The sequence below is a fragment of the Exiguobacterium sp. s56 genome, assembly GCF_018618255.1.
GTDB lineage: Bacteria > Bacillota > Bacilli > Exiguobacteriales > Exiguobacteriaceae > Exiguobacterium > Exiguobacterium chiriqhucha.
In genome coordinates this window covers 1-24,644 of the sequence record NZ_JACSLR010000023.1, presented here as the reverse complement: position 1 = coordinate 24,644, position 24,644 = coordinate 1, and the positions used below count along the sequence as shown (strand labels likewise).

The window sequence follows — 24,644 nt, the reverse complement described above, 5'->3', positions numbered from 1 at the left end:
TATTGGATGTAGGTGATGTCCGTCACCCACTTCTTATTCGGTCTACTGGCAGTGAAGTCTCGCTTGAGAAGGTCAGGGGCGATGACGATACTCTCACCCTGAGACTTCCATTTTCGTTTGGGTTTGATCCGACACTGGAGATGGTGCTTCTTCATGATTCTCTTCATTTCGAGACTCCACTAGGATTACAGAAATATGGCTCCTGGCTTCATCGTGATGTGGTCGACTTCTTCCTTCACTACTGCGAAACCATGTTTACTCGATATAAAGGTAAAGTCCGATATTGGATTCCTTTTAATGAAATCAATGTCATGTCGACAAAACCATGGATGGGGGGAGGAATCCCTTCTTCAACGAAAGAATCACAGTTTATCGGTGCATTCCATCAGATGTTGGCGAATGCCAAAGCCGTGACACTTGCCCATGAGATTGATTCAGAGAACAAAGTGGGGATGATGTATAATGGCCACTTCGCATATCCAAACTCCCCAGACCCAGATGACGTCCAACGAACTGAGGAATTCATGCATAAAATGCAGTACTACTGTGAAGTACTTTGTCGTGGCAAATATCCGAACTACATTAAAAAAGAATTAGAGCGCGAGAATATCTCTTTGCCGTTTGAAGAAGGAGACGCCGATACATTGTATCGTGGTCCTGTTGATTTTATTTCATATAGCTATTACTTAACTCACGTTATCGTCAAGGAGTCGCCTCTCGAATTCTCTGGTTTGAATGGCGTGAAGACAGGCTATAAAAACCAGCATGTGGAGCAAAGCGAATGGGGATGGAGTATCAATCCGAAAGGCTTGCGCTATTCTTTAAATTATCTATATGATCGATATCAGTTGCCACTTATGATTGTTGAAAACGGTCTCGGGGCCGTTGATGAACTCACCTCAGATAAGAAAGTTCATGACGATTATCGTATCGCCTATCTACGGGATCATATTGAAGAGATGAAAAAAGCAGTTTCCATCGACGGGGTGCCTTTACTCGGTTACATGGCATGGGGACCAATCGATTTAATTGCAGCCAGTACAGGAGAAATGAAGAAGCGGTATGGGTTCATCTATGTAGACTTGGACGACGAAGGGAACGGGACCCTAGAACGGATTAAAAAAGATTCGTTCTACTGGTATAAAAAAGTCATAGCTTCAAATGGAGATGATCTGACTTGAATTAAGACGGAGGTATGGAATGATTCGTATCAAAAAAGTATTAAATTCAAGTGTCGTGATTGTCGAGGACAAATCAAAGCTTGAGTACATTTTAATTGGAAAAGGAATTGGTTTCGGGCAGAAAGTCGGAAATGTTGTCGCTCCACCTGAAGCCTCCCAAATGTTCATACCCGCTGACGATGTCCGTATTAAAGAGTTCATAGGACTGGTGACTGAAATTCCTCCTGAATTCGTCGAGATCACTCGAGAAATCGTTGCATATGCTGAGGAAAAGCTGGCTACAAAGCTCAATGCCGGTATCTTTTCAACACTGACAGACCACCTTCACTTTGCGGTAAAACGTTATTATAAAGGTATTACTATCAGCAACCGAGTATTTTGGGAAATTCGAAACTATTATCCACAGGAATTCAAGATTGGAAGTTATGCGGTTAATCTCATGAATGAACGGTTTAAAATCGAACTGCCTATTAAAGAGGCAGCCAATATTGCTTTTCATATTATCAACGCGCAAGGAGAAAGAGAAGAAACACGTGATGGCATGCGCTACGCCAAGATGATTGGGAGTATTGTGAACCTTATTCGATATGCTTACAATATTGAAACCGATGAAGAAGATATTCATTATTCATGATTCATCACACATGTGAAATATTTCGCTGAACGCTTTTATGCTGGAAAAATATTGAATGAAGAATCCGATCAACTATTTGAACAGATTGCGAACATCTACCCAAAGGCCATGAATGGTTCATTCAAAGTACGGGACTACCTTAAACAGTTGCACGGTGTGACAATTCCTAATGAGGAACTAGCTTATCTAGCCGTTCATATTCATCGACTGACAACTAATATGGATTTGAATAAACAATAACTTTCTTAATTACCTGGTTCTTTTTGACGAAGACCAGGTTTTTTCTATACTGAACAAAAAAATATCCATTTTTTATAATCGAGCAGCTATAGGCCGCATGACATATGTGTGTTTTTCACCACTGATTCGATTTCTTTAGATCGGCGTGACGGGCTCCTTTAATAACTTTTTCAGAAAAGATAAAAGGAAAGAACAACTTTGCTCTTTCCTACAATTTCAGTCAAGTGTTAATAATTATTTATACATCGCACGTCTTCATGCTTAGTTTTGGGATGACAGGGCTTCTGCGGTTCGGATTCCACTACAATCCAACGCCCTCGGCTGAATTGAATCCAAAGGACGATCGCCTTAAAGACGATGTCTAGACCGATGGCGATCCACACTCCTGCAATGCCCATCTGCATCTGAATCGCCAATACATATACTGCCCCAGTCCGGATCACCCACATACCGATCGTGGTCAGATACATTGGAAACTTCGTATTGTTCGCTCCTTGGAATCCACCGGTCAATACAAGGACAACTGCTAGGAAAGGCTGGAAGACCGCTGCTATTTTTAATGCGACATCGATGTCTTTGATGACTTGGGGATCGTCGGTGAAAAGTGAACCTGCCCATCCTCCGAAGAAGAATAAGACGACCCCGAATAAGGACATGAAGCCCATCGCCATGAACGTGCTCAATCTGGCATATTCTTTGGCGGTCTCGTGGTCTCCCGCTCCGATGTTGCGACCGACGAGAATGGTTGCTGCTGTCGCGAAACCATATGCCAACATATAAGAGAACACCTCTAGATTCCCTGCAATTTGATGCGCGGCGAAGGTGTTCGTCCCGAGTACCACGATGAATCCGAAATACACGATCTGTCCGGCTCTCATGACCAATCGCTCGATAGCCGCCGGGCTTCCAAGGTTCACGAGCTCCAACTGGTGTTCGAGATCCGGTCTCCAGAAATCTTTCCTGAAGGCGATCACTTCCGTCTTACGAATATAGTTCATCAATAAGAGCGTCCCGACGAGCCGGGCGATGACGGTCGCGAGTGCCGCTCCGACGAGACCAAGTTCGGGGATGATCCAAAAACCGAAAATCAACATATAGTCGAGCACAATATTGACGACATTGATGACGATGCTCACCTTCATCGGTGATTTTGTATCTCCCGCACCTCGTAAGATACTACTGAGCACAAACATCAACGCCATCACGATCGATGGGATCCCGACAATTTTGAAGTAGGTGCTACCAGCTTCTAAAACGTCATTCTCCACCCCCATCAACCGCAGGAGAGGCTCAGCGAAAAATAGCGTCACGACCCCAAAGGTCACCCCGACCACGACAGATAGGACGATGGCCTGCTGCGCGATATGTCTCGCGCGCTCGATTCGTTCTGCGCCTAAGTTATTGGCGACATAAACGTTTACTGCCACACCGATTGCCATAAAGACAGCTAAGTAGATGGCGAGGATGGCATTCGTCACTCCTACCGCTGACACTTCTGCTAGGCCGATTCTTGAGACGAACAGCGTATCGACAAATCCGAGCAACGTTTGGAAAAAATTCTCGGCAACCGCTGGTAACGCGAGTAGAAGGATGAATTTCATCTTGGTTTTTCGATCACCATGAGTGTCCAGCCGCTCACTTTCTATCATCTGAGTCCTCTCCTTCGAAAATTATGCTTACAACGATTACAGGAAAGCGACCCAACGAGGAACCATGGGTCGCTCATGGTCAATCTGAGACACGAATGACGAAAGGATAGGTGTGCACAGTCCCATGGAACTGGAATTCGGCCCAGACCTTGTATAGGCCAGGTTTATGGAAGACCGTCTCAAATTCCGTCGTATCATGAGAAGAAGGATGCACATGGATAAACTGTTCTCCGGCTTCATCCAAGATGACGACATGACCAAGTGCTCCAAGGTATGGCTCCGGGTTACTTTCTTTGGTGTCATAGCTGAAGACAGTCGGGACATGCGCTTTTAAAGAGTCAATCGACAGCTCGACGGTATGACCTTCGATCGTCTTCGTCAGACGCTCATTCACTTTAAGTGACGATTCGATAGAGGAAGAGGACTGATGATCAATCTGTAAGTGAACCGGCTTCACTTGATATGCCAGTCCCTTAGGCTGAATATCCACAAAGAGTTTATACGCCCCTGCCTCAAGTTGGACGGGTTGCTCGAATCGACCCTCACCCTTTTTAAACGGATGGAGGTGTCGGTACTCAGTTAGGTCTTCGTTCACGAGAATCAAATGGAATTCCTTTTCATGGCTGACTTCGAGTTCCGGGGCTTGCTGATGTTGATCCTTTAACTCGATACTGATTTTCCCGAATTCATATTTGGCTTCTACAGACACTTCATTTCCCGTCAAGTTCTTCATATGATGATGTCCATGGTCTTTCACGTTTAACACTCCTTTGAGTAGTCCTTGATCGCACCGTCACTCGACCTCCATTACTTGCAGCAAGAACAACCGATTTTAACGGTCGCCTCCGTTACCTCGTAGCCAGTCTCTTGAATTGCGGTTTCAATCTCAGAAAGTGTGAGTTGGCTTTCATCGAACGTCACGTCCACCTCTCCCGCCGAAAGATTGACCTTCACTGATTCAATACCCGCTAACTTTCCAACGTGTCCTTCAATCTTATTGATACAAGATCCACAAGACATACCCGCTACCTGAAATGTTGATTTTTTCATTATATGTTCCTCCTGATTATTTAATTACCATACATGGGTAGGGTGTAAAAGTATCGATTTTTTTACACCCTCGCCACCTTATGTTCGTGTCCCTCATTGCGCGACACGCTTTCAACAGGTTCTGAGAGTGAGCTATCGTTGCTTATCGTAGCAATGTTAGAATCTCTTCTTTGTTGTTCTCGAAGCCAACAAAGTACTTCACTACTCTTCTTTTTCTGAGCATCCCTTTTTTGTAGAAGACAAACAGTGGTACGATTCGATTCCCTGATATCGCTACCATTTCTTGTTCAAGGTCAAGGTTCACACCCACATCTTTGTTCACATAAGAGACTGAGATTGTTTTTAAGTATTTTTTGGCATCCTGACAATCTGAACACGTCGGACGCGTGTAAAGCTCGAGCTGTAGGGCTGTATCCATCCCACTCCCTCCTTTTATTTGATCATCGAAGGCTTGAATCGTTTTAAACGGAGTGCGTTCACCAGGACCGAGACTGAGCTTAAACTCATGGCCGCTCCGGCAAGTATCGGGTTCAACAAGGGCCCGCCGAGTAGATAAACAATCCCCATCGCAAACGGGATACCCATGACATTATAGGCAAATGCCCAAAACAGGTTCTGTTTGATGTTGCGGATGGTTGACTTGCTCAATTCGACAGCTGTAGGTACATCCATCAAATCGCTTCGCATCAAGACGATGTCTGCAGATTCGATCGCAACGTCAGTACCCGAACCGATCGCGATTCCGATGTCTGCTTGGGCCAAGGCTGGTGCGTCATTGATTCCATCACCGACCATTGCGACCTTCTTCCCTTCGGCCTGTAACTTCTTCACTTCGTTCGCTTTATCTTCAGGTAACACTTCACTCAGTACCCGATCGATCCCGACCTGTCTCGCAATCGCCATGGCCGTACCTTTGTTGTCTCCGGTGATCATGGCTACTTCGATACCCATTCGTTGAAGTTTCTGAATGGCTTTACGACTGTTTTCTTTGACGGTGTCTGCGACAGCGATGATCCCTGCGATTTGTTGGTCAATCGCGATATACATCGGCGTCTTGCCTTGGTGTGCGAGTTTGTCTGAAGCGCCTTCAAGGACATCCAGTGAGATGCCGCGGTCTTTCATCAATTTTCTGTTTCCGGCAAGCAAGACTTTTCCGTCGATCAGTACTTCGATCCCGTGCCCTGGGATGGCTTCAAAACGATCGATATCCATGACACGCATCATTCTGTCCTCTGCCGCTCTTACGATTGCTTCGCCCAATGGATGTTCAGACCCTTTTTCAGCGGAAGCGGTCAAGCGTAACAACTCATCTTCTTGATGTCCATTCACTGTCACGATATCTGTCACTTTCGGTTTTCCTTCAGTGATCGTCCCTGTCTTGTCGAACACGATCGTCTGGACTTTATGGGTCGTCTCCAAGGCGCCGCCACTCTTGATCAACACACCATTCTCAGCACCTTTGCCCGTACCCACCATGATTGCTGTTGGTGTGGCCAAACCTAGTGCACAAGGGCAGGCGATGACCAGTACTGAAATCGTGATCGTCAAGGCGAAGAGGCCGGTCTGACCGCCTAAATACCATGCAATTCCTGAAAGGATCGCGACGACGATGACAATCGGTACAAAGTATCCGGAGATGATATCGGCCAGTTTTGCGATAGGAGCTCGAGAGCCCTGTGCATCCTCGACCAATTTGATGATTTGAGATAGCGCCGTATCCTTACCGACTTTCGTGGCTCGGTATTGGATGATCCCGTTCTTGTTGATGCTGGCACCGATGACTTGAGCACCCACATTTTTTTCAACAGGGATACTTTCACCGGTCAGCATGGATTCGTCTACAGACGTATTACCTGATAGAACCACGCCATCCACCGGAATCTTCTCACCAGGCTTTACGATAATCGTGTCGCCGACGATGACTTCGTCGATTGATACTTCTAACTCTTGTCCGTTGCGGACGACCTTTGCCGTCTTAGGTGCCAGTCCCATCAATTTTTCAATCGCTTCGGATGTTTTACCCATCGACCGGACTTCAAGATATTTACCTAATGTGATCAGCGTGAGAATGACTGCGGCTGTCTCATAGTAGAGGCTATTCACGTATCCCTCATAACCTGAGAGGATAGCCATGGTGGCACCGACGCTATAGAAGAAGGCTGCGCTCGTCCCTAGGGCGACAAGTGAATACATATTCGGATGCCCTCGGAACAATGTCTTAAATCCGACGGAGAAGAATTTCCATCCGAATAACATCACTGGGATGGTCATCATGAGCTGCAAGACAGCGAACAATTCTGGGTTCATCGTTGGATGCAATGCCATCGGTAGGGGTAGGCCGATCATATGCCCCATCGCCACATAGAGTAATGGAATCGTGAAAATCGCCGACCCTACAAATCGGTTCCACATCGATTGAATTTTTTTCAGTTTCTTTTCTTTCTCGGTATCTTGACTATCCGCTGATTCTTGATCTTCTCTTGCCTCATATCCGGCGTTTGCCACCACTCGGATGACATCTGATACAGTCACCAGCTGAGGATCATATCGAATAACTAATTTTTCTGTCGCCAAGTTCACATTCGACTCAGTCACACCCACCATTTTCCTCGTGGCCTTCTCAATCGTCTGCACACACGAGGCACAAGTCATCCCTGTGATGACAAATGATCTTTGCTCGGTCTCGGTTGAGGCCTTGTAGCCAGCCTTCTCGACGGTCGTCTGAATATCCAGCGGCGAGATTTTCGTCTCATCGTAATGAATGCTCAATTTCCCAGTCGCTAGGTTGACGTTGGAGGTCACTACGCCAGGCAATTTTTTTGTTGCTTTTTCAACTGTCTGAACGCAGGACGCACAGGTCATCCCTTCCACGGCAAATGTCTTACTCTCCATATCGTCTTACCTCCATTATTATTGGGCTGATTCGACTTCGTAACCGACCTCGCCCACAACTTCTTTAAATTCATTCACATCTAGTCGTGTTTCATCGTACTTCACTTTTGCAATGCCTTTCTTTAAGTTGACTTTCGCACTTTCAACCCCATTCAGACCTTCAAGTGCTGACTCGACTTTGTTGACACAATGAGCGCATGACATACCTTTAATCGTTAAAATCGTTTTTTTCATCTTGAATCTCCTCCTATTCACTACCTTCATGACATCATTTCAAACTCAATGTCTGGATCCACAGGAATGGTCCTGACATCTGCATTGACCCGGGGTACAGGTGCATGGAATGTCCTCCACCGCTTCACTTTCCTTCATCTCAAGGATTTTTTTGAGATTCTCGATATCCTGTACACTCAGTGTCGCCTGTGTGATCATCGTTCCGATTGTGTTACCGACATCCCTGTCACAGATATGATCGAGTAGATCGTGTAACGTCTCTCTGATGACGTCACCTTCAACGACGTTCGCGGAGTAGATGAATTTCTTCCCCTCGGCCTCGGTTGAGAGCATCCCTTTTTTCACGAGCCTTCCAATGAATGTCTTCGTCGTCGCAGGCTTCCAGCTCATCTTCTTTTCCAATACCTCGATGATTTCTTTACTGGTCACGTGCTTTTGGGCCCAAACGACACGCATGACTTCCCATTCTGAATCCGTGATTTGTTTTTCGACATGTTCAGCCATTTGTCTAACCTCCAATTTTAAGTTTACAATCGTAAACGTTTTATTTGTTTTCAGTTTACAATCGTAAACGTCGACTGTCAACCATTATGTTTTTGGGTTCGCTATTCAGTCTTCATTGGCTATATTCTTGTCTAGAAAACGCATCTGGATATCCTTCAGCAACGCTTTCAAATAGTAGTGCGAGCTGACGGCATCCCGGGCACCAATCGGCGGTGAACTTTAAGACTACAGGCTGCGTAGAGTGATTAACCATTTGCAAATCAGATAATTGAAATTTCGAAAGCATTTTTTCTCCTCTCTTTTCGTTTACATTTGTAATCGATTTGAGTTCACGAATGTAAACGTTATTTGTCAATCTATATATTCGTGTCCATTTTGTATGTTTCTTTAAGCTTATTGTTTCTCTCAAAACACTAATTCGATTCGTACTTAGTTGGGTCGTATTTATTTTGAACTCATACAGCTTTAAATTGTTAACTACTGTCATCTCTTATATGATGTAATAAAACAAAGTAGGAATTGTCTTAAGCGTTTTGTTGCTTAGTCGCTAGGATTAAATAGATGATTCGACTACTAGCTTACTATTGAGACATTCTCATAAGTAAAAAGTGTAGGAAGGTATACATTTCGACGTCGAAATGTATACCTTCCTACACCACAAAGTGCCAGTTTATGAGTGATTTTTTTTATAACAACTTGTATTTAAATGATTTAAATATAGGAACTACATATGCTGTATACAAAATAATAACCAAATGAGGGATTAGAATTGGAATCAAACGAGACCAAGGTGACGTCATTCCGCGTGTCACAAGAAGTGAAAGAACATATTCAGCGTTTAATGGAGCAATGTCAAATATCAACCAACCAATTATTCGAGCAATTAATATCATTGGCCGATAAACAGTCACCGGACCCCTTAGTCGTCAAGGAGAACGAATCACTCGAAGCAGCACTGAATCAAGTGCTTGCCCTGTTCAATGAACGAGCCACTCGACTAGAAACGCAACAAAAAGAACATGAGCGAATCAACGCGCGATATAAAAATACCATTCATGACCTTGAACAAAGCGTAATTGCAGAAGCTGAACGACTCCAAGAGGAGTATGAGCGAAAGGTGTCGTCACATGAAATTGCACTCACTCAATTACAAGATCAAATCAACCAACTAATCGCTGAAAAGAGAATCGTTGAAGACGCATTGGAAACAGAACGTGTGTCTAACAAAGAAGAACTAAAAGAGCAGAAAAAAACAGTTTTTCATCTAGAAGGAGACATGAAAAAGCTAGAAGATGAACGTAGCCAGCTCTATCGGCAAAATCAAAGTCTTATGGACGCTGTCGACGACTTAAAAGCTCGTACACGCCGTCTTGACCAGCTTGAAGAAGAGAACCAGAAACTGCACTTAGAAGTCCAGCTCCTCCGTCGAGAGAAAGAGACATTCGAGAACCGGTTACAGGAACAGGTCGAGCTCGCGGTCCTGCGTGAGCGGAGCACCCAACAAAATAAACAATGATACGAAAAGGGTACTAGGTTGAGTCAACCAGTGACTGAATCTAGTACCCTTATGTTTATTACAAACAAAGTATTTAACGGTTTGAAGAAATCGTCTGATACATGTTCAATGACTTGACCAAAGATGCTTCATTCACACGTAGAATCATAACCTCATGAGAGTATAAAGAATGACTCCGCTTGGTCCAATTAAGATTTCACCTGCAATCCACGCACCTTGAATCGATTACGCTTTTCTTCTAATTTCACTTTCATATCTACCGAGAACGTATTTTCAGGAGTGTTGTAGGCACGCCGTGCTGCCATACTAAGCATTTTTGCCACATCCTCTGCCCGGTCGTCCTGTAAATCATGCAGTGAAGATCGAACATACTGGCGAGCCATTTCTCAGTCACGTAGCGATTCAGGGACCGATACATGACGACTTAATGCCAGGGCCAATTGAGCCGTCTCTAAGCGATAGCTTGTCCCGCCTGCCTGCATACGATTCAGTTCATCCGCTAGCTCGCTTTGCAGAAGTACATGATTACTGTCTGACATCGGTCACCCTCCTCTACTCTTCTTTTGATTTATTATATACCCTTTTCCTGAAAAATTCGACTCAAGTCATGCACGTTACAAAATGGATCGTCCCACGTCATGTTTGCTTTGTATTCCTCTACAAGGTCGAGAAGTTTATCTTTATCGCAAAGTGCCAATAGATTCGTTTTTTCGAGATCCTCTAGATCCTTTTGGCGAGAGGAGAAAATCTTGGTACATGCTAAAAGTTCAATGTCGGGGATATACACATCAATCGCCTCGAACAGCCCTTCAATCTTATGCCGGAATTCATTTTCCTTAAAGTCTTCACGGGGTGGGAACTGAATCACCCCTTCGACAATTTCAATTTCATATTCATGAAGCGCCTCTTTCAATTCAGGTGTCACGACGCCCTCCGTCACGCGAATATCAATATCTCGCGTCGGACGATACTGAACTGCCCCCCGTCAAGTAGACAGGGCAAATAATGAAAACCGAACTAGGCGGCTTGAGACCTGTATTCGACAGGGCTCAAGCCGTTTAGCCGTTTCTGGAAACGGTCATGGTTGTAGAACGATATGTAGGTCTCGATGGCCGATGTGAGTTCGCTATAGGCCTGAAACTCACGCAGGTAGTACATCTCGACTTTCAGGGTACCCCAAAAGCTCTCGATCGGGGCGTTGTCGATGCAACGTCCGACCCGGGACATGCTGTGGGTCAGTCCCGCGTCTTCCACCATGCGTTTGAACCCTCTCGAGGTATATTGGCGCTATGGATCATCGGACGCGCTCCTGTGCGGAGCCCCGTGATGGCTGGCATCATCGTCTGGAAGACGAGAACGTTGTTGTTGGACTTTCCGATGCGATAGGCGACGATCGAGCCGTCGTACAGGTCGATGATTGCGCTCAGGTATGCCTTTTTCCCGGCACCATATTTAAACTCGGTGACGTCGGTGCACCATTTCTCGTCCGGTCGGGACGCGCTGAACTCTCGGTTCATCAGATTCTCGGCCACGTGCTGCGGCGTTGACTTCTTATGCTTCTTCCGCTTCCGGCGGATGACCGATTGGATCCCATGGATATGCATCAAGCGATAGACTCGCTTTTCATTGAACGGGGACAGTCCTTGTTGTCGGCGCAACCGGTTGATCGTCATCGTGATCCGACGGTACCCGTATGTGCCGTTCGCCTGGTCATAGAGTAGACGGATGTCCTCCAGAAGCTTCTCGTTCTCTTCTTGACGCACCGGTATGGTGCGATTCAACCATTTGTAATAGGCCGCACGTGAGATGCCAGCTGGGAAACCTGGGTCTATCAAGGATTGGCGGTTCTAATAGTGGGTTGCCCGTGTGCCTTAGTCACTTCGACGCCGATTTCGATTGTTTCCGCCATCGGTAATGCTGCCAAAAAAGGGGTCTTGATTAAAGGCGGCGTATACCTGGAAGAAATGGGCGCGCTGAAAGCTATTGCATTTGACAAAACCGGTACCCTGACCAAAGGTGTACCTGTCGTCACAGACTTTAAAATCACGAACAAGCAGGTAAACGAGAGAGAACTGCTTTCTATCGTGACGGCATTGGAATATCGTTCTCAGCATCCGTTGGCCTCTGCCATCATGAAAAAAGCGGACGAGGAAAACATACCTTACACCTCTATCAGAGTTGAGGACTTCTCTTCCATCACAGGAAAAGGCATTAAAGGAACGATAGACGGCACCACCTACTTTATCGGAAGCCCGCTTCTCTTTAACGAGCTAGGTGTTGAAAGTATTGATAATAATCTGGACCAAACCGTAACGGCTCTGCAACAGCAAGGTAAGACTTCGATGATTATCGGAACGAAACAAAGCATATTGGCGGTTATCGCCGTAGCCGACGAAGTCCGGGAATCCAGCAAAGAAATCATCCGGAAACTACATGATATGGGTATTAAAAAGACAATTATGCTGACGGGTGACAACAAAGGGACAGGCAAAGCTATCGGCCAGCAAGTTGGCGTCAACGAAATCCAGGCAGAATTGATGCCAGAGGATAAATTAAATGTCATTAAACGCTTGCGAGCTGAGTACGACAATGTCGCGATGGTCGGGGACGGCGTAAATGACGCTCCGGCACTCGCTGCCTCTACTGTTGGAATTGCCATGGGTGGTGCTGGAACGGATACCGCTTTGGAAACAGCAGATGTCGCCCTGATGGGCGACGATTTGAGCAAACTACCGTTTACGATAAAATTGAGCCGAAAATCCCTAAATATTATCAAAGTGAACATCGCGTTCGCTATCAGTATCAAAGCGATTGCATTACTCTTGGTCATCCCGGGCTGGCTCACCCTATGGATAGCTATTATGTCCGATATGGGGGCAACTCTTCTGGTAGCACTGAACAGTTTAAGACTGATGAATGTCAAAGAATAAAAAAACAAAAATATTCATTTTTATATCCTCGAATTTGTACTGGGTATGATAAAAATAAATGATCTCTGTTTTTTAAGACGGCTTTAAGATGACTTCGGTATTGTTCCCGAGTCATCTTTTTAGGTTTCATTATCAGCTTTTTTATCATCAGACAGTTTTAATCGAGGCCGAACCTTATTCATTGACCGGAATATTCTCCGAAGTATGGAAAGAAAATCCGGTCGATAGGTCTACTAAACTATGACAATTAAATCTAAATATTTGAACGTTCGTTTTGGAATCATTCATTCATTCGAATACATCCTATTTTAAGAGACGAAATTTCGATAGTGTTCAAAAAAAAAACGAATGAGGGGGTTTCTAAATATACCCTCATTCGATATTCAGTTTCCTTGCACGTAGAAAAGTATTTATTGGTATCAGACGGTATGAAGTATAGAATTTTTACTCATATGTCGAACCTCAGTGTGGATTTGGTGCAAGGATGACTTATTTCTTTAGTTGTATTTTTTTGATTCTAACTCTATTGTAGAATGTTTAATATCTAGTTTTGAAGTCACTTCTTTGACTTTTTGTTTAACAATAGTTGAATCCTTTAGATTCATCTCTTCTACTATTAAGTGTAAATTCATGGCGTTATCTTCGCCATCAATTGACCAGACATATAGGTTTTGAACAGAAATCACTTCTTCAATACCTTCAATCTTTTGCTTCACCTCATCGATGTCAATACCATCAGGGACAGCACCTAAAAGTATTTTCATTGTTTTAACTAAATTACGAAACACATTCACTAATATAAACAACGCAATAGCAATTGATAGGATGGGGTCAAGTATATGTATATCCTTGAAGAGTAAAACTATCCCTACTACAAGAACGGCAATCCAACCTAAAACATCTTCTAAAAGGTGCCAAGATAGTACTCCCTCATTTACTGATTTTCCTTTGTGTAGACGGAATGCCGCAAAACCATTTAAAAGCACACCAAAAATTGCAAACCAAATCATTCCTTGTGCATTAGAATGCTCCGGTTCAAACAGTAGAGGAATTGCTTGAGTAAAAATATATACAGATCCAATTATTAATATTGTCGCATTTATTAATGCTCCTAAAAGGGAAAAACGATTATATCCAAAAGTGAAGTTATGATCGGGTTTTTTGTTCGAAAATTTTTGTAAGAACCAGGACAGGCCCAATGCAAGAGCATCACCTAAATCGTGAATGGCGTCCGACATGATTGCAACACTATTAATCAAAAATCCCCCGATAAATTCACCAATCGAGAAAACAAGATTAATTATAAATGCTAGTTTGATATTTTTTGATGCCTTATCAGTACTCGCCATTGTTCGATCTCTCCTCACTTGGTAGTCCATCCTTAAAAAGGTTAGTTGTTAGAATAATACTGGTCTCTAGCGTTCTGCAATATAATAAATTTCTTTGCCTATTGATTGTAAACAACGCATACTTGAGAACTTAAGCGCAGTTCTTAATATTTTAATAAACAATCGAAGGACGTAATTTTTGAAAGCGAAATTAAATACATGTATCTAATTTGTTAGAACCATTTAGGCACTAATTTTATATATAAGACTTCTCCGAACAATTCGGTAACGGTCTGTAAAATGATCACTACAGCTACTTGTGTTGATAGGGGCTCTGGTAATATAGATGCTAATGGAAGAACTACAAGTGAATTCCTTGTTCCCATACTAAATGTAATTGCTCTTCTTGAAGCAATATCTAGTTTGAACAACTTACCAAGGGACTTTGACACCCATGGTATGATAAGTAGAAATAAAATATAAACTGGTATTACATCTATTAATGTCCCGAGGTCACTATACACTTCCCTAATTTGAGAGGCAACTACCACAAAAAGTACAAAAGACATAAATGGAACGGGAATCCATGGCGGCATTTTCATGATACGATTACCTAAAGAACTCTTTTTAGAACACAATTGTGTCATTATCGCTAATAGAAGCGGTATAAAAATCAAAAATAGAAATGCATCTAGAAATGGACCCATCCTAACGATACTAATAGCCTTTTCTCCTAATAATACGAATAAATATATGGGTAAGAGTATCGTCTGTAAAATTAAAAGAATCGGTGTTACTTTTAACAATATTGATTCGTTTCCCTTTCCCATCTTTGTAAAAACAATCACATAGTCGATGCACGGTGTTAACAACACCAAATACACCCCCAGCATTAGTGATGAATCTTGAAGAAATATGATAACCAAAACCTAAACTATTAAAGGAACGGCAACAAAATTTCCTAATAAAAGAGCTACCACAAACCTCATGTTTGTAGCAGATCCATTCGATTTCAGAAACGGAATTTGAACGAACATCCCATACATCAAAACTCCTAAAAGGGGAGAAATAAAAATATCGAGATATACAGCTTCTGTATTCAATAGACCAAAGATTACTGCCAACATCAAAAAAATGATGTATATACTGACTTGGTGGGCTTCCACCTTCTCTAGCACTTGAATTCCGAATTTGCTTTCCTTCTCTATCAAAATCACCCCCAAAATTTTCAGGAAATTTCAGAATGAAATAGATAACTCCACGATTTTAATTGCCAGGGCAAGAGGTTTTATATTTTTTCTTCTAGTATTTTTATTTATCCAACAGTAAAAATACCGACTGAAAGTAAATATAATTAAGGCTCATTATTTACACTTCCGAATATAGTTAGTATCTTGAATATATATCAGTCAAAAAATAAAGTGATAACCATTAAAAAAATAATTATTTTAGCCTAAAGCCACATCTAAAATCATCATGATTGTAAAGCCAAACATTAAACAAACAGAAGCCAAGTCCTTGTTTCCATTTTCTTGAGATCCTGGGACTACCTCCTCCACTACAACAAAAATCATTGCTCCTGCAGCAAAGCTTAGCGCAAACGGAAGTAAAGGCTCCATTATGAGTACTGCTACTACTCCTACCAACGCCGCGAACGGTTCAACCATACCAGATAACTGGCCATAGAAAAAACTTTTACGACGAGATAATCCATCTCGTCTCAATGGCATTGACACAGCAGCACCCTCAGGGAAATTTTGTATGCCGATTCCGATTGCCAGCGCGATAGCTCCCGTGATTGATGATGAAGGGAATCCTGCTGCAACTGCTCCAAATGCAACGCCTATGGCAAGTCCCTCTGGAATATTATGCAATGTTATTGCTAACACCAGTAACGTGCTCCGCTTTCTCTTCTTAGGGTTTATACCCTCAGCCTCATCCATCGGTGAAGTGGGATGCAGATGTGGAATCACTTTATCAACACCTGATAAAAAGAATCCTCCAAGTAAGAAACCGATTGCAGCTGGTAACCACGCCGGAAGAGAATCTTGTTCCGCCATCTCAATTGCAGGTGAGAGTAATGACCAAAAACTAGCGGCAATCATTACTCCTCCAGCAAAACCGAGCATCCCATCCATTAGCTTTTGATTCATTGATTTTGTCATAAACACTAACGCGGCACCAAGCGCCGTCATCCCCCAAGTGAATAAAGTACCCAGCAATGCTTGAGTAAGGGGTTCTAACGAAGAAATATATTCAATCATCTATCAAAACTCCGTTGCCAAAAATCGAGTTTCTATACATGCTCAAAATTAAGTAACTATTATCCAAAATCAGCATTGCTGTCTCCTCCTCTTGATTGTCAATCCTACTCAACAGGTGATTTTTTTAATGTTGATGTACTACTTCCCCTACCTTCAGTTTGCAAAGCAATTCATCGCTGTGAGGATGAGAAAGAGTTTCGAATTGAATCGTAGAGTGTTGAACGTTCAGATGTGCTAAATCGTGTTCAATTTCTTGAAGTAGATTCTCACTGTCATAGATTTGTAAATTACCATCAACGACAACATGACATGAGAGTGCATTCATTCCACTTGTGATACTCCAAAGATGAAAGTCGTGTATACTCCGTACCCCCTCCTTGTTGTGAATGACTTGAAGAACCTTTTCGACATCAACGTTTTGTGGTGCACCTTCCATTAATACGTTCAATCCGGATTTCGTCACGAAATAACCACTTCGTAAAACAAGTCCCGCTACAATGATTCCTGCGAGCGGATCTGCCCAGTTCCATCCAAATGCCATGATAAGAAGCGCTGCCAGTATTGCACCGACTGAACCCAACGTATCGCTTACAACATGTAGATAAGCACCTCGCATATTCAAATTATGTTCTACGTCTGCACCTCTTAACATAATCCATCCAACAAGAAGGTTTATAGCAAGGCCAATACTGCTAACAATTAACATTCCTACGGATGCGACCTCAGGTGGTTGAATAAATCGATTGATGGCCTCATAAAAGATATATATGGAAATCAGTATGAGTGTGACCCCGTTTAAAACAGCTGCTAGAATCTCGAAGCGTCTATATCCGAACGTTTTACGATTGTTCGCTATTTGTTCACCTAATTTAAAGGCAAGTAATGCAATAGCGAGCGAAGCCGCATCACTAAGCATGTGACCTGCGTCCGCTAAAAGTGCTAAGCTATTTGTAAGGTACCCTCCAATCGCCTCTACAACCATGTATGCCGAAATAATAAAGAATGAAATGATCAAAATCTTTTTGTTAGAGGTATGAGAATGATCATGTGCATGATTATGTGCCATAAGATTAACTCTCCTTACTATATTTAGTGGTGTTTCGCATGCTCAATCGCCTGTCTTAGTAAGTTCATGACATGGTGATCATCTTCTGAATAAAATAGAGTAGTTCCTTCTCTTCTAAACTTGACAAGTCGAAGATTTTTTAAAAAACGTAGCTGATGAGACACGTTTGATTGACTTAAGTTAAGAAGATCAGCTATTCCGTTGACCGAATGTTCCTTTGTGCATAGCAGGGTTAATATTTTAATTCTTGTCGGGTCACTAAGTGCCTTGAACGTCTGAGATACAATAAATAGAGTCTCATCGTCAATCTGCGCCCCTATTTCTATTTCATTTTCTGTAGTATCTTCAATCGGTTCATCCATAAGTCAGTACCTCCGCTCATGATAACTATACATGTTCATATGTTCATATATAACTTATTAGACTTTTGCTGTGCCGTCAACACTTAATTTAAAAAACATTTATTCTATCAGCTCTACATACTTGAAGATTTGAGATACTTTCTCTGGTTTTGCGATTATTTCTTATTTTTAGCCATACAAAAACTACCTATTAGAGAGCTAGTTAGATCTCATACTCGATAGGTAGTCACGCTTTTTCAAAAAATCAATATAGTACACTAACGTTTTAAGAAAACGTCAATTGAATTATTTACTGGGTATTGTCTAATCTATTTTCCAACTTCAAAAAGCTTTTCATGTTTTTCTAAATCAAAGCTGTTTTTTAGTAAGCATACCAATTTGATACAATTAGTTCTTCATTTTTCAAATCCAAATCAAAAACTACTGTTTGGTACTGATTCGTCCAAGAATGACTGTAATCAGAAAAAAGGCGGTCAACGCTAAAAACGGAATTGTGATAAAACCCATCCAGTCAATGTACTGTGCATTACAGGAAACTCCTTGTTCACATGGTCTGACTTCCGAAAAGCCGGGCACCTTTTGTACAAGATAGTGGTAAAAAGAGATACAGAATCCGATTATTGATAAAGGGAGAACATAAAATTTGATTGAGCTATCTTCTCTGAAAACTGCAATTGCAAGAATCAAAGCTATTGGGTACATAAAGATACGTTGAATCCAACAGAGTTCACAAGGTATAAAACCACGAATTTCGCTAAAATATAGACTTCCAAGTACTGCAGTAATTGAAACAACCCAGGCGAGGTACAGTCCATATCGGTTTATTACTGAAGCGCTCATTGGGTTAGCTCCTTTTCAATTTGTTTTTTTATAGAGGTATAGTCGAATGGATTTTCAAGGATGACCCCATTAACTGCAATCGTCGGGGTCAGTGTAACATTGTATTTTTCTACGAGCGCCGCATCCATTTTAACTGATTCTAATCTAGAAGAACGACTTGATAGGTCTTCTCTAAATTTATTTAAATCTAGAGAAGGGACAGTCTTCGTCGCAATCTCTTCCATTTTCTCCACCGTAACCCATGGATTATCGTGTATTTGCACGTCAGGTTGAGCTTCATAAATAGCTTTGTGAAATTGCCAAAATGATTCTGGGTGATTTTTGTAAACAGATTCTGATGCAAGGGCAGCTAAAGTGGACTCATCTCCGTGAAACAAAACATTAATGTAACTAAAGGAAGCTTTCCCACTTTCAATGTAATCTTTTACAAGTTGAGGATAGATTGTTTCACCCCACTCTTTACACGAAGGGCATTTATAGTCTCCGAATTCTACAATTGATATCGGCGCTTCCTTTTTACCTATTGTAGGTTGATTATTAACTGATATCTTTTCATCTTGAACAATTTTAGTCTTTGATTTTTCGGAACTTTGATCATTTAAAAATAAAAAAGCTAAGACTGCAATTACTAATACGGATGTAAAAATAGTCAATAGTTGATTAGTTTTCAAAACAATTCACCTCTTTTATAAATTCGTTATTTCTTTTATCAGAATTATAGCTAAAAATACTAGAGTATCCTTAGTTTTTCAACATTGAATCCATGGACTTCTAAAAACGAAATCTATGAGTCAAACAAGTTACATTCTAACACATTCATGCAACTAAACTTTTATGCAGATGAAAGGAGGGCCAATTTATTTCTTAAAATACGTCTATTCCCCTTAATAATAGTGCATTTTAAAACAGGGCAAGAAAACTTTTAACTGTAGATAGACGAAAGCCAATAATCGTTGCATAGAATGACTAATATTTAAAGGATAAGTACCATACAGATAGTAAAAAACCATTCATGGGTCTTTACAACCAAAAAAACTACATATGAGGAGTCTATTATGAAGTCTAAACATAAATTTCGAATAAGCTTAGTAATTTCCTTGGCTTTATTAACTTCTTTTTTCTATCCCTTTAAGCTTTTAACTAGTGTTAACGTCCTAAACGTCGTACATGCAGAGGAATCTCTATTCATAACAACTGAAAATTTGAATTTGCGTTCCTCGTTCTCTTCAAAAAGCAAAGTCCTTTTGACGATTCCAAAAGGAAAAACCATTAAGAAGATAGGTGTATATGGAGAAGATAAATCCTGGTTTAAAGTTTCATTTAATTCAAAAATCGGTTATGTCTCAACGAAGTACGTGACGCCAAAACCTATACCTAAAAATTCAGTCAGTTCAATAAACACAATATATAAAACTAAAACTTCACTAAATCTGCGTAAGGGCCCATCTGTCAAATCACCCGTTTTAATGACTATCCCAAAGTCCAGCCCACTAATGTACCATGCTGCCTCAGGCCCTTGGTATAAAGTATCATACAATGGGACTCAAGGCTATGTGGCAAGTCAGTATGTAACCATATCGCCCTCGGCTATGAAGTCACGAAGTAAGCAAACGACCGAGATTCGCTCAAGCATGTCTTTAGTGAACTCAAAGGTCCTTATTACGATTCCAGCATCTACTGAAGTGACTGTACTAGGAAAATCGGGCACAACGGGTTCTTGGTTAAAAGTTATGTATAACGGTATTACAGGATTCACACCTGCTCGACATTATATAGTGCAAGTGGCACCGGGGGATTCTTTATCCACTTATCCAACATATATTACTATCGAAAATCTTAATTTACGTAACCAAGCGAGTCGTTACGGATCTATTTTGACAACAATTCCCTCAGGCACTTCGATTTCTGTCATATCGAAAAGCGCCAGTTGGTACAAGGTGCGATATAACAATCAAGTCGGTTACGTATCATCTGGTTTTGTGCAACCATTTACCGGAAAAACTCCTATAAAATCACCGGTGATTCCAGCTAACAAACACGTGATTTTAATTGACGCTGGACACGGTGGGGGAGATGCTGGTGCAGTGACTTCAAACGGTACAGTTCAAGAAAAAGTACTCACCCTAAACATTGCTAATCGTGTGGCCGACGAACTAAAGAAAAACTATGAGCTTTATGAAGTGAAACTAACGCGCTCAAATGATAGATACTTGTCACTTGTTGAGCGGACCAATCTATCAGAAAGGCTTGATGCTGACGCTTTCATAAGCGTCCACATTAATTCTTCACCTTCTTTCGCTACAGGTCATGAAGCACTCGTCCCTACTTCTAGCGCGTACACCACAAATCCATATGCGAACGCTAGCCGCAGATTAGGTGAAGTAATTAATCAAGAAATCGCCATGAACGTTCCAGATTTTAAAAATCGAGGCGTTAAGCGACAAGATGTCTATGTGGTAGGAAGAAACACGGTACCTTCTACTCTCATCGAATATGGCTTTATTGCTAACTCAGTAGATCGCTCCTATATGTCGGGAAGTAACATGATCAAAGCAACCGCCAAAGGAATTGATAAATTTATGAAGAGTTACTACTAAATAAACACCAAACAAATACTAACAAACGATTTGACCACTGAATTTGAGACAAAATGTCCTAAATTCAGTGGTCATCATTCATTTCCTCATCAAAATGGCATTATAAGTATTTCTCTTGATATACTCGAATGACAATAAACTCAAAAGAACAACTGACATAGAAATGAAAAGAAATAGAAATATAGATGGTGAAGTAATATTGATACAATGATTCCGGTTCGAGTTTTAATCATGATACGAATACTTTTATCCAGCAACGCATTTTTTATAATAGAGATAAGTTACGGAGGCAACAACATTGTTTACCATGAAAAAAATTATAGCTTCAACTTTACTTGGTGTTATGTTAGTTCAAAGCGCATCCCCTTCTTACGCTTTAAACTTGACTGAAAAACAAAAAAATATCCAGCAGAAGCAAGCGCAAAATTCTACAGAGCAACGTAAAGCTAATACGTCAATTCAGCAGCGTGAACAAGATATCACACTCGAAGAACAGAAACTGAATGACTTGGAATCCGAGTTACAGGATATTATCAATGAGGTCACCCAGAAGAAGGCTGAAATTCGGACAACCCAAAAGAAAATTGCTCAGATTCAAACTCAAATTAAAGAATTCCAGAAAAAAATGAGCTCTCAAAAGACATTGATGGAAGAACGCATGGTCACGATGCAAAAAAACGGTGGTTCTTCTATAAACTGGGCTGAATTTATTTTTGGTTCAAAAGACTTTGGTGATCTGGTTTCACGCATGATCACCGCAGGGACGATTCAAGAAAATGATCAAGAACTTTTCAAAGAATATCAATCAACAAAAAATAAGCTTCAAATTGCTAAAGCTGAATTGGACACTGAAAAAGATAAGCTTATTAGTCAAAAAGAAGAGCTAGAGAATAGTCAGAAAAAATTGAACGGCAAAATTAAAGTGCGGGCTGCTCAAATAAAAAAATTAGAGGCCGAAAAAATCCAGTTCACATCTAAATTGGTAAGCTTGCAACAAATGGAATCGACGCTTCAAGAACAAGAAAAATCAATTCAAGCAGAGATTGAAGCCCAAAGGCTTGAAGAACAAGCTAAAATTCGTACCAAAGAGGCTGCGCGTAAAGCTGCAGAAGCAAAAAGTGCCGAAAAAAATGAAATCAGCGAGAATAAAGCCTCTCTCGAAAAATCACCAAACTCTGAGAAAGTGGTAAACACTTCAAAGACTACGGATTCACTCGCTTCTCCAACAAGTGGCGGAGTTTTTCAACGTCCAACCTCAGGTATCGTAACCCAAGGATGGGGTCCAGCAGGCGGGGCCAATGGCTACAGCTTCCATAATGCACTAGATACAGCTGGACCAGTAGGAACTCCTATTATGGCTGCTCAAACAGGAACTGTAACTCGAGCAGGCTGGGGTGGACCTTATGGAAATCATGTCATCATTACGCATGTCATAGGCGGTCAAGTTTGGACTACCCTTTATGCTCACATGAGCTCATTGTCCGTTTCCGCCGGACAACGTGTGACCCGAGGACAGAACATCGGTGCGATGGGGAGTACCGGAAATTCGACCGGTTCTCATTTACACTTTGAAGTCCATCGAGGAAACTATTCGTACTCAGCTACAAGTGCAGGGAATACAGTCAACCCATCCCAATTTTTCTGAATTTCAGAGGCGAAATTGTTTAACACTATATAATTACTTCAGTAAATCACTTAATATTTAGACCACAGAATATTAGATGCCCCGTAAAAGTTGGACCTGATAATCTAATTTTTATGGGGCGATTTTTATGTCCGAAAGCTTTTAAAGTCTCGGTGACCAAACGCTAACTGACTCGCAAGAAAAACTTCAGAAAGTTAGGATGAGCTTTCGTTCGTGCCCCCACCCCCCTACGAGTGCCTGGGGAATACAATCTCAGGTGCGACATACACATTCACTATGTAGATATTAAAAACGATATGGATGGGTAGACAATCTTTAATCGATTCAATCTTGAAGTACAGACTCTTCTCTCCTTTGATGACCTTCAACTGGCAATATACGTCGAGACGAACCTTAGGTTACTAAGGCCGTGTCTAACGGTCGATGATAAATTTACGGATATGAAGGTCCAAATTCAAACCTAGGTTGTCGAAGTCACCAGATGATCTATTTCATGATCCAACTTTTTGGATTAAGTTCAATTAATATCTTTTGAACTTAATATATAAAATTGAACTTAATATATAAAATGTACATTTCTTTATTTTTTATATAGAAAAGTAAACCAATCGAGCATACGACGCTCTATAAAGTCTTGAACCTTAAAAGTGACATGGGGTCTATGCTCGATAGCTAATAAGATTGCATGATCAGGTCACTTTTAATGTAATAATCAATACATCACATTTTCGTGTATGTTAATATTAAATCGTTTAAAGGAGAGAAAAAAGATGGCAAGGTTTTTTTCACTGTTGATTGTTTTGTTAGTATTATCTGGTTGTGGAAGTACAGTAAGCAATAATGGACCTGAAGTGATTCCAGAATTAATTGATGTACAATTTAAAACAGATCCTGAAATAGTAAAAGCAAACGAAGTTATTGAACTTATAGCAACTGTTTCTCAAGGAAACGAGAAAGTAGACGATGCGGATAAAGTTGAATTCGAGATATGGAAAGAAGGCCAAGAGGAAAGCCAACACGAAAAAATTGAAGCCAATTATCAACAAGACGGACTGTATGTAATTTCTTATATTTTTGAAGAGCCCGGTAAATACTTTATATATTCACATACGACAGCAAGAAGCTATCATTCTATGCCCAAAAACGAAATATTAGTAAAATAATAAATTTTAATTATTACAATTAATAATATAGACGAGCTAATCCATGATGAAAAAACTCGTTTTTATTGAATCGCGCGACAACATCAACCTTGTGATATATGCTCGAAAAATACCAATTTTATGATATATCCTTTCCGCTCCAATGTCTGATACGTCCATTCCGTCGCTCCACCTTGGAAACTACCATCAGTTGTATGCTTATATGTAGGAATATAAACGCGAGTCAAATAGAGTCACATTGCTCAAACGCATCCTCAAAAACTCGAAGGATGCGTTTTTTGTCCTGCTGAGTATTGCGGATACAGAGAGCCACTAGTGCGGACGACTGAGCGAGTCAATATGAAGAAAAAGGCCATCGACTCATCGATGGCCAAGATCTTAGCTTATCCCTAGCCCGTGGTGTTCCCTCATTGAGGTTTCGCCATCGACCAGGATTTTATAGGAGTCGTGTACGATCCTGTTGATTACGGCCACGAGTTTTTACCGCCTCTGACATTTTATTTACCACCAAATGCCATGTTCGGTACCACTCAGTGACATATATCGACC

Annotated in this window: 20 protein-coding genes and 6 pseudogenes; 7 read left to right on the top strand and 19 right to left on the bottom strand. The window is 41.4% G+C overall.

All coding sequences use genetic code 11. From position 1 onward, the window contains the following. The coding region (locus KNP71_RS15070; protein WP_353049159.1) for a glycoside hydrolase family 1 protein at positions 1-1,181 on the top strand (1,181 nt) is incomplete at its 5' end. Positions 1,182-1,200: 19 nt separating this feature from the next. Then, a pseudogene (locus tag KNP71_RS15065) lies at positions 1,201-2,055 on the top strand (PRD domain-containing protein). Between the two features lie 227 nt (positions 2,056-2,282). On the opposite strand, the gene KNP71_RS15060 reads toward KNP71_RS15065, so the two are convergent. From KNP71_RS15060 to KNP71_RS16065, 8 genes are all read right to left on the bottom strand, one after another. Further along, complete coding sequence (locus KNP71_RS15060) at positions 2,283-3,704, bottom strand: MATE family efflux transporter (protein ID WP_029336162.1); 1,422 nt, start codon at positions 3,702-3,704, stop codon at positions 2,283-2,285. A 79-nt stretch (positions 3,705-3,783) separates the two neighbouring features. After that, complete coding sequence (locus KNP71_RS15055; protein ID WP_353049055.1) at positions 3,784-4,461, bottom strand: hypothetical protein; 678 nt, start codon at positions 4,459-4,461, stop codon at positions 3,784-3,786. A gap of 50 nt (positions 4,462-4,511) precedes the next feature. Beyond that, positions 4,512-4,754 carry a heavy-metal-associated domain-containing protein gene (locus KNP71_RS15050; protein WP_051627724.1) on the bottom strand — a complete coding sequence of 81 codons (243 nt, stop codon included), beginning with the start codon at positions 4,752-4,754 and terminating at the stop codon, positions 4,512-4,514. Between the two features lie 142 nt (positions 4,755-4,896). Beyond that, a complete protein-coding gene (locus tag KNP71_RS15045) occupies positions 4,897-5,172 on the bottom strand; it encodes a glutaredoxin family protein (RefSeq protein WP_214827478.1) in 276 nt (91 codons plus the stop codon). A gap of 14 nt (positions 5,173-5,186) precedes the next feature. Then, positions 5,187-7,646, bottom strand: coding sequence for a heavy metal translocating P-type ATPase (locus KNP71_RS15040; protein WP_131472992.1), 2,460 nt, complete (start codon positions 7,644-7,646; stop codon positions 5,187-5,189). 18 nt (positions 7,647-7,664) lie between these two features. Further along, positions 7,665-7,880, bottom strand: coding sequence for a heavy-metal-associated domain-containing protein (locus KNP71_RS15035; protein WP_029336168.1), 216 nt, complete (start codon positions 7,878-7,880; stop codon positions 7,665-7,667). 45 nt (positions 7,881-7,925) lie between these two features. Next, positions 7,926-8,384 carry a CopY/TcrY family copper transport repressor gene (locus KNP71_RS15030; RefSeq protein ID WP_029336169.1) on the bottom strand — a complete coding sequence of 153 codons (459 nt, stop codon included), beginning with the start codon at positions 8,382-8,384 and terminating at the stop codon, positions 7,926-7,928. A gap of 112 nt (positions 8,385-8,496) precedes the next feature. Continuing rightward, positions 8,497-8,637 carry a thioredoxin domain-containing protein gene (locus KNP71_RS16065; RefSeq protein ID WP_353047513.1) on the bottom strand — a complete coding sequence of 47 codons (141 nt, stop codon included), beginning with the start codon at positions 8,635-8,637 and terminating at the stop codon, positions 8,497-8,499. 516 nt (positions 8,638-9,153) lie between these two features. Here KNP71_RS16065 and KNP71_RS15020 point away from each other — a divergent pair. Further along, on the top strand, positions 9,154-9,900 hold the full coding sequence (locus KNP71_RS15020; protein ID WP_214827480.1) for a hypothetical protein: 747 nt from the start codon (positions 9,154-9,156) through the stop codon (positions 9,898-9,900). A 188-nt stretch (positions 9,901-10,088) separates the two neighbouring features. Here the strand turns inward: KNP71_RS15020 and KNP71_RS15015 are convergent, their stop codons facing one another. The 3 genes and pseudogenes from KNP71_RS15015 to KNP71_RS15005 all read right to left on the bottom strand — a co-directional run. Beyond that, complete coding sequence (locus tag KNP71_RS15015; protein WP_214827483.1) at positions 10,089-10,283, bottom strand: hypothetical protein; 195 nt, start codon at positions 10,281-10,283, stop codon at positions 10,089-10,091. Positions 10,284-10,471: 188 nt separating this feature from the next. Further along, positions 10,472-10,858 (bottom strand): annotated as a pseudogene (locus KNP71_RS15010) (DUF6036 family nucleotidyltransferase); the annotation flags it as partial. A 59-nt stretch (positions 10,859-10,917) separates the two neighbouring features. Continuing rightward, a pseudogene (locus tag KNP71_RS15005) lies at positions 10,918-11,714 on the bottom strand (IS3 family transposase); the annotation flags it as partial. Here KNP71_RS15005 and KNP71_RS15000 point away from each other — a divergent pair. Next, a pseudogene (locus tag KNP71_RS15000) lies at positions 11,706-12,830 on the top strand (heavy metal translocating P-type ATPase); the annotation flags it as partial. The pseudogenes KNP71_RS15005 and KNP71_RS15000 sit on opposite strands and share 9 nt — an antisense overlap. Positions 12,831-13,327: 497 nt before the next feature. Here the strand turns inward: KNP71_RS15000 and KNP71_RS14995 are convergent. From KNP71_RS14995 to KNP71_RS14965, 7 genes and pseudogenes are all read right to left on the bottom strand, one after another. Continuing rightward, the gene (locus tag KNP71_RS14995; protein ID WP_214830997.1) at positions 13,328-14,179 is read right to left on the bottom strand and encodes a cation diffusion facilitator family transporter; all 852 of its coding nucleotides are present in this window, start codon (positions 14,177-14,179) and stop codon (positions 13,328-13,330) included. A gap of 212 nt (positions 14,180-14,391) precedes the next feature. Beyond that, a pseudogene (locus KNP71_RS14990) lies at positions 14,392-15,285 on the bottom strand (arsenic resistance protein). Between the two features lie 321 nt (positions 15,286-15,606). After that, positions 15,607-16,422, bottom strand: a complete 816-nt coding sequence (locus KNP71_RS14985; protein WP_029336175.1) for a ZIP family metal transporter — start codon at positions 16,420-16,422, stop codon at positions 15,607-15,609. 124 nt (positions 16,423-16,546) lie between these two features. Next, on the bottom strand, positions 16,547-17,488 hold the full coding sequence (locus KNP71_RS14980; protein WP_029336176.1) for a cation diffusion facilitator family transporter: 942 nt from the start codon (positions 17,486-17,488) through the stop codon (positions 16,547-16,549). A 23-nt stretch (positions 17,489-17,511) separates the two neighbouring features. After that, positions 17,512-17,850 carry an ArsR/SmtB family transcription factor gene (locus KNP71_RS14975; protein ID WP_029336177.1) on the bottom strand — a complete coding sequence of 113 codons (339 nt, stop codon included), beginning with the start codon at positions 17,848-17,850 and terminating at the stop codon, positions 17,512-17,514. Between the two features lie 420 nt (positions 17,851-18,270). Further along, positions 18,271-18,690 (bottom strand): disulfide oxidoreductase, encoded by a 420-nt coding sequence (locus KNP71_RS14970; protein ID WP_029336179.1) that lies wholly within the window; start codon positions 18,688-18,690, stop codon positions 18,271-18,273. Further along, on the bottom strand, positions 18,687-19,361 hold the full coding sequence (locus KNP71_RS14965) for a thioredoxin domain-containing protein (RefSeq protein ID WP_029595508.1): 675 nt from the start codon (positions 19,359-19,361) through the stop codon (positions 18,687-18,689). Before KNP71_RS14965 ends, KNP71_RS14970 begins: the two co-directional genes overlap by 4 nt. Before the next feature lie 384 nt (positions 19,362-19,745). On the opposite strand from KNP71_RS14965, the gene KNP71_RS14960 reads away from it, so the two are divergent. The 3 genes from KNP71_RS14960 (at position 19,746) to KNP71_RS14950 (ending at position 24,095) form a co-directional block, all read left to right on the top strand. Further along, positions 19,746-21,287 carry an N-acetylmuramoyl-L-alanine amidase gene (locus KNP71_RS14960; protein ID WP_081828362.1) on the top strand — a complete coding sequence of 514 codons (1,542 nt, stop codon included), beginning with the start codon at positions 19,746-19,748 and terminating at the stop codon, positions 21,285-21,287. Positions 21,288-21,594: 307 nt separating this feature from the next. Beyond that, positions 21,595-22,932 (top strand): murein hydrolase activator EnvC family protein, encoded by a 1,338-nt coding sequence (locus KNP71_RS14955; protein ID WP_029336183.1) that lies wholly within the window; start codon positions 21,595-21,597, stop codon positions 22,930-22,932. A gap of 770 nt (positions 22,933-23,702) precedes the next feature. After that, the gene (locus tag KNP71_RS14950) at positions 23,703-24,095 is read left to right on the top strand and encodes a FixH family protein (RefSeq protein WP_029336184.1); all 393 of its coding nucleotides are present in this window, start codon (positions 23,703-23,705) and stop codon (positions 24,093-24,095) included. Positions 24,096-24,473: 378 nt separating this feature from the next. Here the strand turns inward: KNP71_RS14950 and KNP71_RS16125 are convergent. After that, positions 24,474-24,566 (bottom strand): annotated as a pseudogene (locus KNP71_RS16125) (AAA family ATPase); the annotation flags it as partial. Positions 24,567-24,644: the final 78 nt, after the last annotated feature.